Origin of the sequence: Alkalihalophilus sp. As8PL, from assembly GCF_040939795.1 — a bacterium.
Classification (GTDB): domain Bacteria; phylum Bacillota; class Bacilli; order Bacillales; family Bacillaceae_D; genus Alkalihalophilus; species Alkalihalophilus lindianensis.
The window spans coordinates 2,962,393-2,976,461 of sequence record NZ_CP162551.1; the positions used below are offsets into that span (position 1 = coordinate 2,962,393).

Here is a 14,069-nt window from a genome sequence, read left to right on the forward strand (position 1 = left end):
TTTATTTATGTTGAAGAGTGAGGTTTACCAACGAATGATTAAAAAGCAAGGAGAGATGAGTAAGTCTCAAAAGAAAATTGCGGGTTACTTATTAAAGCATACGGAAACAGGACCTTTTCTTACAGCCTCTAAATTAGCTAAGTTAACGGATGTAGGTGAGGCAACGGTTGTTAGATTTGCCGTATCAATGGGGTATAGCGGATATCCAGAATTACAAAGAGCCCTTCAAAGTGCATTGCAAATGAAGATGACTTCAGCAGAAATGTTCGCACAAACAATGCCTTCCATAACAGAACCAACGAATCCTCTTGCAGAGCTCGTTCAAGGTGATATAACCAACCTTCAGTTGACATTTTCTCAAATCGATCAACAAGTGTTTGATGAAGCGGTAGAAGAGATAATAAAGGCAAAAAGAATCTATATTTTGGCCTATCGTAGTGCAGTGAGCTTAGGGAAGTTCTTAAATTTTTATCTAGACCTTGTTCTACAAAATACTGAGCTTATCGAACAGGCAGATGGTATGAGTGAACATCTCTTAGATATTAAAGAAGGCGACTTGGTAATTGCTTTTGGTTTTGCTAGGTATACAAAAAGAACAATAGAAGCATTGAATTATGTGAAGCAAAAAAAAGTGAAAACCATCGTAATTACTGATCATCCGTTATCCCCTTTAGTGACATATGGAGACTTGAATTTCCACACGTCTACTGAGATCAACTCATTTATCGATTCGTTTACAGCGCCCATGTGTTTAGTTAATGCTCTTATTACAGCTGTTACACGAAATGAGCATATAAAAGTAGAGAAGCGTTTACAAGAGCTTGAGAAACTTTGGGATACTTTTGATATCTTCTATAATTAAAATAAGAGGCTTGCACGAATGCAAGCCTCAAAGCTCATTAAGAAGTAGCTAATCCTTTACCAGAATCATTTTTACGATTACGCAAGAAGTGGATACCTGCAATAATAACAAAAATGCCAAGACCAGATAACGAAATCACTAAGTTGTTTGGATAAATAAGGGCAAGACCTGAAGCGAATAGTAAGATACGCTCAATGATTAAAGGTTTTGCTAGGAAATAATTCATTAGAGAGGCACTAACGGCAGCCATACCGAGTAATGCTGTAATAAGTGCCGGAATTAAAGTAGCCCATGTCCAATCTTGTAGTAATAGTACAGGATTGGATACAAATGCATACGGAATGATAAACGCTGCAATGGCGAGCTTAAAGGCAGTAATTCCTGCTTTCATTGGATTCGCCTTGGCTATCCCGGCTCCGGCATAGGCGGCTAAACAAACAGGCGGTGTGATGTCCGCTACGATCCCAAAGTAGAATACAAAGAAGTGAGCAGCTATAATGGGAACATCAAAAGCAATTAGTGCTGGTGCTGCCATCGAAGCTGTTACTACATAGTTCGCAGTGGTAGGTAGACCCATTCCTAGTAGAATACACGCAATCATTGTAAAGAACAGAACAAGGAAAAAGATTCCGCCAGCTAAGTCAATAATTCCCCCGGCAATCTTCCCTCCAAGCCCTGTCATCGTTACAATTCCTGCGATAATACCAGCTGAAGCACAGGCAGCAATTACAGGAAGAGCAACACGTGCCCCTTGTTCTAAAGCATCTAAAATATCACGCGGGCCCATTCTTGTATCTTTACGGAATAAACTAACAAAGAATGCGGCACCGATCCCCCATAAGGCAGCTGTGGTGGCTGTATAACCAAGGTAAAGCATAGCGATAATTGTAATAAGAGGTGCTAATAAGTCAAGGCGCTTGGCGATTCCACCGAACGTTGGCAATTGTTCTTTAGGCAAACCAAGAATACCTTGTTTCTTGGCCTCAAAGTGTGTTCCCATAAATACACCTGCAAAATAAAGAAGGGCTGGAATAATCGCAATTAAAATAATTTCACGATAAGGGACACCTGTGTTACTTGCCATGATGAAGGCCGCCGCCCCCATAATTGGTGGCATAATTTGCCCACCTGTAGAGGCTGATGCTTCTGCAGCTGCTGAAAATTCTGGTTTAAATCCTGCACGTTTCATCATTGGGATTGTAAAGGAACCAGAACTAACAGTATTGGCAACAGAAGAACCTGTAACCATCCCTTGTAATCCACTTGCTGTAACAGCTGCTTTCGCTGTACCACCAGTCATTCGACCAGTCGCCCCGAATGCTAAGTCATTAAAGAATTTTCCGATTCCTGTTTTCGTTAACATAACTCCAAAGAAGAGAAAGAGGAAAATAAATGTAGATGAAATTCGAATTGGCGTTCCAAAAATCGCTTCTGTATTGAAGAACATGCTTGTCATTAGACGATCAAAGGTAAAGCCGGAGTGTTGGAATGCTGGGATTGGAAAAACATTTCCTAAATAACCATATGCAAGGGCCACTAATGCAATTATAACAATTGGTAAACCAACTGCTCGTCTTGTGGCTTCAAGAACTAATGCAACTCCAAGAGTTGCAACAATAATGTCCAATGTAGAATAACCTAAAATCGTCACTTGATTACTAACTAAACGTCTATATTCAAAGACAATATAAAAGTTCACTCCAAGTGCTAGTAATGCTAATACTCCGTCATACCAAGGGACGCCTCTTTTCTTTAAAAAGGTACGTTTGGCTGGATACAAAATATAGATTAGAGATAGGCCACCCGCTAAATGAATGGCACCTTGAATGAGCGTAACGTATGGACCACGAAATGAAGTGTAGAGTTGGAAAACAGTTAAGGAAATAGCTAAGATTGTAACAATCCATGTCCATTTTTGTAAGTCGGTACGATACGCAGATTCTTTATCATATTTAGCTAATAATTCTTGGTTTTTGTTGTCTGCTGTTTCAGTCATATTCCTTTTCACCACCTAGAGAAAAATTGAAATCTCGAAGAAAAAGTACACGTCAATAAAGTATAGTTTGACAAAATGTCTAATACTGCATTCACGTATTTCGGTAATAAATGATTTTGTCTGTTCGTTCCTCTAGACTCTCGTATCGTGCTTACCCTTTCTTCGGGCTTCATTCTAGAAGTTGGGGATCCTAGTTAGCAACGTCCGCATGCCGTGTGAGTAGAGTAGCAGATCAATGCTTGTCCAACTCCGAAATTCGTTCATGATTGACTAAAAAAAGGGCTGGACAGATTAGATGCCCAGTCCCTGCGTTCATCTTACTTATTAGTTAAGAATACCTTGCTCCTGGAAGTATTTCTCAGCACCGGGGTGGAAAGGAAGACCATCAGAACCATTTAAGATATTCTCAGGATCTAAATGCACACCTTGTGGATGAGAGATACTATCTACATTTTCGTAAAGACCTTTTACGATCTCATAGCCAAGCTCTTCGCTAATTTGATTAGTTGACCCAACTAAAATTGCGTATGCAGTAATCGCATCAACTGGTCCATCTAAGAACTCATATGTGTCAGCAGGAATTTCTAAATGACCATAGTCACTATTTTCAAGAATTGTGTCAAGTGCTTCGCCTTCAACAGGAAGTAAAACAACATCACGTTGAAAAGCTAGTTCTTCGATGTTACTTGCTGGAAGACCAAGTAAACCAAATGAAGCATCTAATTGACCATCTTGCAAACGAGCAGCAGCGTCTCCAAAACCTTCTTCAAATGCTTGATAGTCACCATCTTCAAGACCATATGCACTTAAGATTAGTTTTGCAGCAGACTGTGTTCCACTACCAGCAGGACCAATTGCTACACGCTTACCTTCAAGGTCAGCAATTGAAGTGATTCCCGTGTTTTCAGTTGTCACAACTTGCATAACCTCTGGGTAGATATGACCCATGAATCCAAAGTTATCAACTTCAGCTCCCTCAAAGTCAGCTTCACCATTAAGAGCTTCTAGGGCAGGGATGTGAACAGTCATACCTAGTTGCATCGTTCCTTGATAAATACCACCAAGGTTCTCAACAGAGGCACCAGACGCTACAGCACTAACATTAAAATCTTCAAAATCAACATTATCATTCATGACATTTGCCATTTCTTGACCTAATGGATAGTACGTACCACCTGTACTACCAGTCCCCATTTGCAAGTCCGTTTTGAAGTCCTCGTCCCCACCTGCACCATCAGATCCACAGGCACCAAGAAGCATTCCTACAGATAGCAATGCAGCGGATAAAAAAGCAAATTTCTTTTTCATCGAATTTCCCCCTTATTTATGTAGTTATCAGTATGAAGGCGTGTTCATACCATATTATCATTTAATCAAAAATCTAAAACAATGTCAAAGTAAAACAAATAATCTCTTTGTAAGGACTTCTAACTATGTAAAACTACATAACATAAATGGAATAAAAAAAGTCGTCCCCTAAATAGGACGACCCCGTAAGATTATTCAGCTGCTGATATATCTTCTACATTACCAGCTTCAATTGCAGAACTTGTGTCAATATGTCCAAACAGTTCCGGATGCTCTTCACCGTCAATTAGCACTTTAGTTGAAGAGAAACCAAATTGTTTCATGGTTAAGGCAATTTGTTGCAATAGCATTTCTTCAGTACCAGAACCAAGTTGAGCATCTAATAGATCAGATGAGAAGGATACATGAGCAACTCCTTCATGCTCTTCAACCGATTGAACTTCCACATTACTAGGAATGAGGGATACTAGGTTGCCACTTTCAGGACCTTGAACCCAAGCTTCAAAAGTGGCTTTAAATAAATCCTCATCTGCCGCTACAATTGAACGCTCTTCTTTGTAGATGTCCATCACTTGATCGTCTGCAAAGAATAGATAAACGGGTGTGTTCGTTGTCTCCTCGGTTACTGGTTCTTCAGTAGACTCTTCCTCAGTCGTTTCCTCTTCGGTTGCTGCTTCTTCAACGATCTCTTCTGTTGAATCATCGTTTTCAGTCGCTTCCTCTACATCAATGTCTTCTTCAACTGCATCCTCATTCTCTTCTGATTCGATGTTACCAGTTGATTCATTTGAATCGATTGTATCCTCGCCTTGCCCACAAGCCGCTAAGAAAACGATTAATAGAAGTGCAAGTAGCATCAAAGTTATCTTTTTCAATTTTTGCTCCCCCTTGTTATGTAAATACTTACAAGATTGTTAGATGATCTTTCCTATAATGGTAGGACAACCCTGCTAGTTAAATTTTACAACATAATGAATGAATTTCAATCATTAATTAAGACCTAGACTTTTGTCCTAGAATTATTTACATAGATTTTGAGCGCTTTTCTGGACCAACAAAGGACATTTCACGCCATTGTCCCTGACGCCAACGCCATAACATGAGCACACCTCTTAACCATTCATCCGCAATAAAACCAATCCATACACCAATTAGACCAAGCCCAAGATGGACTCCAAAGAAATAAGCAACCGGAATACTCACACCCCACATAGACAAGATCCCAAGATAAACGGGGAACTTAACGTCTCCTGCAGCACGAAGGCAGTTAATAACAACAAGATTGAAGGCTCTTCCAGGTTCTAAAATAATCGTAAGGAGTAAAAGTATGCTACCAGCAACGATGATCTGTTCATTATCTGTAAAGATTGAGAGAAGCGGGCGACTAAAAAGATAGCCAACAATGGCCATTGAGGTAGAGACAAAGATGGCTATCTTTAAACTGCGGATACAACGTTTATAAGCTTGATCCAATTCTCGAGCTCCGACTTGATGACCTATCATAATTTGAGTTCCTTGTCCAATAGCAATAGCAAATAGCAAAACAAACATCATAATGTTTTGTGTATATACTTTTGTCGTTAAGGCCTCGGTCCCCATCATGACAATAAAAAAGGTGATAACTAATTGGGAACCATTATAAGACAAATGCTCTCCAGCTGAAGGGATCCCGATCTTTAATAGGTTTTTTAATTCATATTTAGGAAAGGTATGTCGAATAAAGGTGAACGGTAATTGCCCTTTTAAGCGGTAAAGAAGCACTACTATAATGATAATCAAGCCTAATGTTCGACTAATGGTTGTTGCAATGGCTACACCGGTAACTCCTAATACTGGAATGCCAAATGGCCCGAATATAAACAAGTAGTTCCCAATGACATTTAAAATGTTCATTCCAATGGTTATATACATGACATCTTTTGTGAATCGATGACTTCGTAGTACAGCTCCAATTGTCATCAAGACAGACTGAATAAATGAAAATCCACCAACAATTTGTAGATAAAGGGTTGCTTCTCTAAGCAGTTCTTCTGGTAACCCCATGATTAATAACATGGAGGGGCCTATGAAAAATAGCGCTATACTAAGTAGAACTCCGAAAAGAAGGTTAGCGATGATCGAAACAACGGCGATTTTTCCAGCATCTTCTTTTTGATCGGCTCCTAAATGTTGGGCTACTAATACACTTGTTCCAGTAGCAATAAATCCAAACATGACAATAATCACCATAAGAAGTTGATTTGAAACTCCTACAGCAGCAACCGCATCATCAGAATATTGGCTTAGCATTAAAGTATCCGCATTCCCCATAAGCATATGTAGAAGAATTTCAATAAAAATCGGCCACGTTAAAGCAAACAATGTAGCATTTCGTGCGGTTCTTTCCTTATTTGACAAATTGATCCCCACCTATTATGTAGAGCATGTACCACTACAAAGAAAGAAGAACGGTACTCAACCGCTCTTCTATATATCTTTAAATCAAAAATACTTTAGCTTGGTTAGCTGCTATTGTAATCGATTGTGAAGGGTCATGCTCTGTGTATGTTAATAACTCTTTGTTGTTTTGACTATTGAACTCTTCAGGTAAATGGTATTTTTCATCTGTATCATGGGGATTCAGAATGAATAGAATCTGCTGTGACTTGGTATATTTCAAAAATACGAGCAAAGGAGAGTCACTTTGAGTATGAATAAATCGTAATTCCCCACGAGCCCCAAAAGCTTCATACTTAGTACGTAAAGAAATAATATGTTGCATATAGGCAAATAAGTCTTTGTCTTGTTTGTCATCTTCCCAAATCATGCACTCTCTACACCCAGGATCGCCATCACCTTGCATCCCAATCTCATCTCCATAATATATGCATGGTGTACCTGGCATAGCAAATTGTAGCAAAGCTTGCAATTTCACTCGATCTTTTTGATCGTCTGATAACGTTAGGATGCGAGGGGTATCATGGCTGCCTAAAAGGTTGAAGGCTACTTCTTGAACAGGTTTTGGATACAGATGAAGCAATTTTGTTGTCTGTTCAATGAATGTTTGTTTATCCATCGATTTCTTTCCTATATAATCCACAATTGCTGATGTGATAGGGTAATTCATAACAGCATCAAATTGGTCACCTACTAGCCATGGCATGGAGTCGTGCCAGATTTCTCCTAATATATATGCATCAGGTTTAATGGCTTTAACTTCTTTTCTAAAGTCTCTCCAAAATGCATGGTCAATTTCATTAGCTACATCTAAGCGCCAGCCATCTATATCAAACTCTTTAATCCAGTAGGTGGCTACCTCAAGTAAATATGTCTTCACCTCAGGATGCTCAGTGTTTAATTTTGGCATCGAAGGAACAAAAGCAAATGCGTCATAATTCGGTCGCTCATCTACCTTTAATGGGAATTCGTGAATATGAAACCAATCACGATAGGCTGATTCCGCACCATGCTCTACCACATCTTGAAAGGGAGCAAAATAGAATCCTGAATGATTAAAGACGGCATCTAGCATGATACGAATACCTTTTGCATGGCAACGTTCAACAAATAATTTGAACGTTTTCTTATCACCAAACTGGGGGTCAATCTCCATGTAATCAATTGTATCGTATTTATGATTAGAGTGGGCTTTGAAAATAGGTGTCAAGTAAATGCCGGTAATTCCTAGGCTCTTTAAATAATCAAGGTGGTCTTCAATTCCTTTAAGATCTCCACCAAAGAAATTGGTAGGAGTCGGTTCACAGCTTCCCCATGGAAGAGTATCTTTAGGGTTGGTAGAAGGGTCTCCATTTGCAAATCTTTCTGGGAAGATTTGATACCACACAGTATCCTTTACCCATTCTGGAGGGTGAAAAATATCTGCCTCATTTAAAAAAGGGAAACAAAAGTAGAAACCAGGATCACGAGGGGAGTCATTGAAGAAACCCCGTTCAGTATACGTTAATTCCTCTTCATTTGAACGTAAGTTAAAGCCATATCTTAACCTTCTAAAAGGGGGGATGACTTCTTGGAACCAATAATCAAATAAATCATCACTGCCCGTTTTCCTCATTCTTTCTTTTTGGAATATCCATCCTGTCTCGTCGCTCCACTCATAAGGGTCTCCATGTATCAGTTCAACATCATCAATGTCATCTTTTTTGGTTCTTAACCGAATATGTAATGTTTTGTCATCATAGGCATAGGCAAACTCATTTTTAGGTCGGTGATACACAGCCTCTTTAAACATCAAACCCCTCCTGTTAGCTGAATAATTGTTTACACTAAGCGTATGAAAACGATTTAATGATGTCAAGACGGGAATGCAAACGTTTGTCAATCGCATAAAAAATAAGAAAAATTAAAATGAAAACGGTTGCCTAAATCTATGATTCTATGTATAATTACCTAAAAGCATACATGAAAGCGATTGCATATTTTTTTAGTGGATTGTGCAAACGATTGCTCTAATTATGGCATAAAGGGTGTGAGTTAAAAGATGAGCAAACAGTGGTGGAAAGAAAGCGTAGTCTATCAAATTTACCCTCGCAGTTTTGCAGATAGTAATGGAGATGGAATTGGAGACATCCAAGGGATTATCAGTAAATTAGATTATTTAAAGTGGTTAGGGATTGATGTGATTTGGTTAAGTCCAGTCTATGATTCACCTAATGATGATAACGGTTACGATATTAGCGATTACTATGCAATCATGGGAGAGTTTGGAACCATGGATGATTGGGAGAAAATGCTTGATGAAATTCATCAGCGTGATATGAAATTGATCATGGATTTGGTTGTAAATCATTCGAGTGATGAATGTGAATGGTTTGTAAAGTCGGCATCTTCTAAAACAAGCCCATATCGGGACTATTACATATGGAGACCTGCGAAAGAGGGAGCGGAGCCAAACAACTGGGAATCACACTTTAGTGGATCAGCTTGGCAATATCACGAAAAAACGAATGAATACTTTCTCCATTTGTTTTCTAAAAAACAACCAGATTTCAATTGGGAAAATGCTTCTTTACGTCAAGAAATGTATAAAATGATGACTTGGTGGTTAGATAAAGGGATCGATGGCTTTAGGATGGATGTTATCAACATGATCTCAAAAGCCGAGGGATTACCTAACGCAGAAATATCTAAAGAGTCACCTTATCAACCTGCAGGTGATCAATTCTTGAATGGTCCAAATGTTCATACGTATTTACAAGAGATGAATGAGAAAGTTCTATCTAATTATGACATTATGACGGTCGGGGAGACACCCGGTGTAACTCCTGATGATGCAGCATTATTCACTGGGGAAGATCGAAATGAATTGAATATGGTTTTTCAATTTGATCATATGGATGTTGATTCTGGCCCGGGTGGAAAGTGGGACATAAAACCTTGGAGTTTGAGGGAATTAAAACGCATTTTAGATGGCTGGCAACTGGGGTTACAAGGTAGAGGGTGGAATAGTCTTTACCTGAACAATCATGATCAACCTCGAATGGTTTCTCGTTTTGGAGACGATAAGGAGTACCGAGAGAAATCGGCAAAAATGCTTGCGACTTTTCTTCATACATTGCAAGGCACTCCTTACATTTACCAAGGCGAAGAGATTGGAATGACAAATGTTCAATTCAATTCAATTGAAGACTATCAAGATATTGAAACATTGAATATGTATTCAGAAGCAACCGAGGGTAGAGGTTTAGCCCATGAAGAGGTAATGAGACAGATCTTTATTAAAGGGCGTGACAATGCTAGAACGCCGATGCAATGGGATACATCGAGTCATGGGGGCTTTACAACAGGGACACCTTGGCTACAAGTTAACCCTAATTACAAGCAGATAAACGTAGACCTAGCTAAAGAAAACCCTAATTCAATTTTACATTATTATCGTAACCTCATAAAACTTCGTAGGGAACACCCTATTATGGTTTATGGAGTGTATAGTCCACTTGATATAGAAAATGATTCAATTTATAGCTACACAAGAGAGTGGCAAGGTAAAAAAATACTAGTTATTTTGAACTTCACAAAAGAAGAACAAGCTTATGAAGTTCCAAAAGAGTGGGTAAGTGAAAGCGTTAAATTATTCATTAGTAATCAATCTAATAGTCAAGGTCAACTTGAAGACCAAAAGATTCACTTAACTCCTTATGAAGCTCGTGTTTATTCCATGTAAGGGAGAATTTATTTTTTGAAGGAGGTGATGTAAGAAAGAGCAAGGATCTATCATTCGTAACGAACTTAAAAACAATTGAAAAAGGTTAAGGGGGAAGAAAAATGAAATTGCGTTCATTCTTATTATTAGTAGTAATGGGATTAGCTTTAGCTTTCTTAGTAGCATGTGGTCCTGATCGTGAAGAAGAAGCAGCACCTGCACCATCTGAAGGTGAAGGGGAAACAGAAGGGGAAGTAACAGAGGCAGAAAAGCCAGATACATTAACAATGTGGGTAAATGACGAAGATGCACAACTTGATGCATACGAAGAAATCACAGATCGTTTTACAGAAGAAACTGGTATTAATGTAGATATTACTCCATTCTCTATGCTTGACCAAACAGATGCTCTATCACTAGATGCAGCATCAGGTGGCGGACCGGATTTATTCTTTCAACCGAATGATCGCATGGGTGATATTTATCTTCAAGGGTTAGCAGCAGAACTTGAATTAACTGAAGAGCAACTAGAAGGATATCCAGAAGGTGCAATCACAGCATTAAGCTATGAAGGTGCACAACTTGGAATTCCAGCAGTTATCGAAACATACGGCTTAATGTACAACACTGAGTTAATTCCCGAAGCTCCAGAAACGATTGAAGAATTAGAGCAAATTGCAGCTGATCTTACTAATGCTTCTGCAGATGAATATGGTTTCTTAATGGAAGGAACTAACTTCTATTTCTTATATCCTTTCTTAGAAGCGTATGGTGGTTATGTGTTCAATCAAGATGCTGACGGTGCATATGACACAGAAGATATTGGTCTTGCAAATGAAGGTGCAGTAGAAGGTGCAGAACTTATTCAATCTTGGTTTGAAGCTGGATACTTACCACAAGGTATTACTGGCGATATCATGAATGGTTTGTTTGAAGATGGAAAAGTTGGAGCAGTTGTAACAGGCCCTTGGAGTATTGCAGCTTATTCTGAAGCACTAGGGGACAATTTAGCGGTAGCGCCACTTCCAACAATTGACGGAGAAAATCTTGCTTCATTCTCAGGTGTAAAGGGCTGGCTTGTAAATGAGTACAGTGAAAACATTGAATGGGCAACTGAATTAGCATTATTTATCACAAATCCTGAAAGTGCAGTAACGTACTTTGAAGTAGCTGGTGAGCTTCCTGCACGTACAGATGTTGAAATTGATGATGAATTACGTGCTGGTCTAGTGGAACAAGCTGAATATGCAGTTCCAATGCCAAACATTCCAGCGATGTCACAAGTATGGGATCCAATGGCTGATGCATTTGAGTTTATTTCTCAAGGTCAAGACGCACAAGAAGTATTAGAGGAAGCAGTAGATCAAATTAGAGAGCAAATTCAATTATCTGAAGGAGCTAATTAATCTCTGACTGCCTGATAGGTTGGAGAAGGGTTGATTTAATTATCACCTTCTCCTCATCCTAGCATTAGAGGAGGACATACATGATGAAAAATACGAATAGTGAACCGCGTTCGCACAACCCGAATCTTGCCACGATCCTTTCCGTTGTGCCTGGTTTAGGGCAATTTTATAATCGCCGTTATGCAAAAGGATCGGCCTTCTTTATTCTCTTTGCAGCCTTCTTTGGCGTATTCTATAATTTTTTGAACATAGGCTTTTGGGGGTTATTCACGTTAGGGACTATTCCACGGGTCGATGATTCAAGACTATTATTGGCGCAAGGAATTATGTCTTTAATTCTCACCACATTTGCCATATTGTTTTATGTCATCAACATAATCGATGCACGCAAGGATGCAAAGAGAATCCAAAAAGGCTGGGCTGCTCCAAGTTTTCGTGAAGGATTTCGTCATGCTTATGACAAAAGCTTTCCATATTTATTAACTGCACCTGGGTTATTGCTTTTAATTTTCACTGTTGTTTTTCCCTTAATGTATATGGTCGGTTTAGCATTTACAAACTACGGACTATATAATGCACCACCAAGAAATTTATTAGAATGGATAGGGTTTAAGAACTTTATTGATCTTGTTACGGTTCCGATTTGGCGAGATACATTCTTTTCTGTATTATCTTGGACGCTAGTTTGGACATTTGTTGCAACAACCTTGCAAATTATATTAGCCCTGTTTTTAGCTTTACTTGTTAATGATCCTCGTATTAAAGGAAAAAAATTAATTCGTACCGTCTTAATTTTACCTTGGGCAGTACCTGGTTTTGTAACAATCTTAATTTTCTCTGCAATGTTTAATGATAATTTCGGAACGATTAACCGTGATATTATTATCCCATTATTTGGTTCGGGTATTCCGTGGTTAAGTGATCCTTTCTGGGCGAAAACAGCTTTAATTATGATTCAAGTATGGCTAGGATTCCCATTCGTATTTGCTTTATTTACCGGTGTCTTAACGAGTATTTCAAGTGATTGGTATGAAGCAGCAGATATGGACGGAGCGAATCGACTTCAGAAGTTTCGTTTTATTACCCTGCCGCATGTATTATTTGCAACGGCTCCCTTACTGATCATGCAGTATTCGTTTAACTTCAATAACTTTAACATTATTTATTTATTTAACCAGGGTGGACCTGCAGTGAGGGGACAAAATGCTGGTGGAACAGATATTTTGATTTCTTGGGTGTACGGTCTTACATTTGAGACGAATCAGTACGGTATGGCTGCTGCGATCTCTATTATTATCGGTATGATGGTAGCTGGATTTGCCTTCTTCCAATTCCGTCGTAGTCGTTCCTTTAAAGAGGAGGGAAGCGTATAATGAACAGTAAATTAAAATCGAACTTAGAAGTAGCTGGTATATACGGGGTTCTGTTAATTATGTTCATCATCATTGGTTATCCATTACTTTGGACGATTGGTTTATCATTGAACCCTGGAACTAGTTTATACGGAGCTAAAATGTTTCCTGAAAATTGGTCATTCACTCACTATGAATGGTTATTTACGAACCCACGTAGTAATTATGTAACGTGGTATAAAAATACATTAATAGTAGCAGTATGTACGTCAGTTTTATCAACTTTTACAGTGGCGCTAGTAGCCTACGCTTTCTCGCGTTATCGCTTTAAGGGCCGCACATACGGACTGTACGCGTTCTTGATGTTACAAATGTTTCCGGTGTTAATGGCGATGGTAGCCTTATATATTCTACTTAATACAGTTAACTTATTAGATACGCTTACTGGTTTAATTATCATTTATGTAGGGACTTCGATTCCGATGAATGCCTTCTTAGTAAAAGGCTACTTCGATACGATTCCAAATGAATTAGATGAATCTGCAAAGCTTGATGGGGCAGGGCATTTCCGCATTTTCTTTACGATTATGTTACCACTTGCAAAGCCCATTTTAGCTGTAGTAGCTCTCTTTAACTTTATGACGCCGTTTATGGACTTCATTTTGCCAAGGATCATTTTAAGAAGTCCAGAAAACTTTACTTTAGCACTAGGATTATTTAATTTTGTAAATGATCAATTTGCTAATAACTTTACACGTTTTGCCGCTGGTGCGATTTTAATTGCGATTCCAATTGCAACCGTGTTCTTATTATTACAACGTTATCTTGTTACAGGCTTAACATCAGGAGCAACAAAAGGGTAATACAAGATGCGGTGGGGTAATCCACCGCATTCTCTATGTATCGTTTTAGAATAATCTCATACAAAGCATTGTTCTTGCGTGAGAAGCTCGTTACAATAAGAATAAGAGAAGATGACTGGTAGACTATAAAGGTGGGATTTGAT

At 38.8% G+C, this 14,069-nt stretch carries 10 protein-coding genes; 5 read left to right on the plus strand and 5 right to left on the minus strand.

Features of this window, described 5'->3' with window-relative positions:
• Positions 1–7 precede the first annotated feature (7 nt).
• Positions 8–862: a MurR/RpiR family transcriptional regulator gene (locus AB3N04_RS16340; protein ID WP_368503722.1), complete on the plus strand. Its 855-nt coding sequence runs from the start codon at positions 8–10 to the stop codon at positions 860–862.
• Positions 863–899: 37 nt separating this feature from the next.
• Here the strand turns inward: AB3N04_RS16340 and AB3N04_RS16345 are convergent, their stop codons facing one another.
• The 5 genes from AB3N04_RS16345 to AB3N04_RS16365 all read right to left on the minus strand — a co-directional run bounded on the left by AB3N04_RS16345 (position 900) and on the right by AB3N04_RS16365 (position 8,394).
• Positions 900–2,858 (minus strand): TRAP transporter permease, encoded by a 1,959-nt coding sequence (locus AB3N04_RS16345; RefSeq protein ID WP_368503723.1) that lies wholly within the window; start codon positions 2,856–2,858, stop codon positions 900–902.
• 324 nt (positions 2,859–3,182) lie between these two features.
• Positions 3,183–4,166: a TAXI family TRAP transporter solute-binding subunit gene (locus tag AB3N04_RS16350; RefSeq protein WP_317122175.1), complete on the minus strand. Its 984-nt coding sequence runs from the start codon at positions 4,164–4,166 to the stop codon at positions 3,183–3,185.
• Positions 4,167–4,357: 191 nt separating this feature from the next.
• A complete protein-coding gene (locus AB3N04_RS16355; RefSeq protein WP_368503724.1) occupies positions 4,358–5,041 on the minus strand; it encodes a GerMN domain-containing protein in 684 nt (227 codons plus the stop codon).
• A gap of 148 nt (positions 5,042–5,189) precedes the next feature.
• Positions 5,190–6,563 (minus strand): MATE family efflux transporter, encoded by a 1,374-nt coding sequence (locus AB3N04_RS16360; RefSeq protein WP_368503725.1) that lies wholly within the window; start codon positions 6,561–6,563, stop codon positions 5,190–5,192.
• Between the two features lie 79 nt (positions 6,564–6,642).
• On the minus strand, positions 6,643–8,394 hold the full coding sequence (locus AB3N04_RS16365) for a glycoside hydrolase family 13 protein (RefSeq protein WP_368503726.1): 1,752 nt from the start codon (positions 8,392–8,394) through the stop codon (positions 6,643–6,645).
• Between the two features lie 249 nt (positions 8,395–8,643).
• On the opposite strand from AB3N04_RS16365, the gene AB3N04_RS16370 reads away from it, so the two are divergent.
• From AB3N04_RS16370 to AB3N04_RS16385, 4 genes are all read left to right on the plus strand, one after another.
• Positions 8,644–10,326 carry an alpha-glucosidase gene (locus AB3N04_RS16370; RefSeq protein ID WP_368503727.1) on the plus strand — a complete coding sequence of 561 codons (1,683 nt, stop codon included), beginning with the start codon at positions 8,644–8,646 and terminating at the stop codon, positions 10,324–10,326.
• A 101-nt stretch (positions 10,327–10,427) separates the two neighbouring features.
• The gene (locus tag AB3N04_RS16375; RefSeq protein WP_368503728.1) at positions 10,428–11,711 is read left to right on the plus strand and encodes an extracellular solute-binding protein; all 1,284 of its coding nucleotides are present in this window, start codon (positions 10,428–10,430) and stop codon (positions 11,709–11,711) included.
• A gap of 83 nt (positions 11,712–11,794) precedes the next feature.
• Positions 11,795–13,084 carry an ABC transporter permease subunit gene (locus tag AB3N04_RS16380; protein WP_317122384.1) on the plus strand — a complete coding sequence of 430 codons (1,290 nt, stop codon included), beginning with the start codon at positions 11,795–11,797 and terminating at the stop codon, positions 13,082–13,084.
• Positions 13,084–13,926, plus strand: a complete 843-nt coding sequence (locus AB3N04_RS16385; RefSeq protein ID WP_317122181.1) for a sugar ABC transporter permease — start codon at positions 13,084–13,086, stop codon at positions 13,924–13,926. The genes AB3N04_RS16380 and AB3N04_RS16385 overlap by 1 nt, the downstream gene beginning before the upstream one ends.
• Positions 13,927–14,069 lie beyond the last annotated feature (143 nt).

Coding starts and splice junctions, on each gene's coding strand:
- AB3N04_RS16385 (WP_317122181.1), top strand. CDS start 13,084: ATGAACAGTAAATTAAAATCGAACTTAGAAGTAGCTGGTATATACGGG.
- AB3N04_RS16375 (WP_368503728.1), top strand. CDS start 10,428: ATGAAATTGCGTTCATTCTTATTATTAGTAGTAATGGGATTAGCTTTA.
- AB3N04_RS16345 (WP_368503723.1), bottom strand. CDS start 2,858: ATGACTGAAACAGCAGACAACAAAAACCAAGAATTATTAGCTAAATAT.
- AB3N04_RS16370 (WP_368503727.1), top strand. CDS start 8,644: ATGAGCAAACAGTGGTGGAAAGAAAGCGTAGTCTATCAAATTTACCCT.
- AB3N04_RS16340 (WP_368503722.1), top strand. CDS start 8: ATGTTGAAGAGTGAGGTTTACCAACGAATGATTAAAAAGCAAGGAGAG.
- AB3N04_RS16365 (WP_368503726.1), bottom strand. CDS start 8,394: ATGTTTAAAGAGGCTGTGTATCACCGACCTAAAAATGAGTTTGCCTAT.
- AB3N04_RS16350 (WP_317122175.1), bottom strand. CDS start 4,166: ATGAAAAAGAAATTTGCTTTTTTATCCGCTGCATTGCTATCTGTAGGA.
- AB3N04_RS16380 (WP_317122384.1), top strand. CDS start 11,795: ATGAAAAATACGAATAGTGAACCGCGTTCGCACAACCCGAATCTTGCC.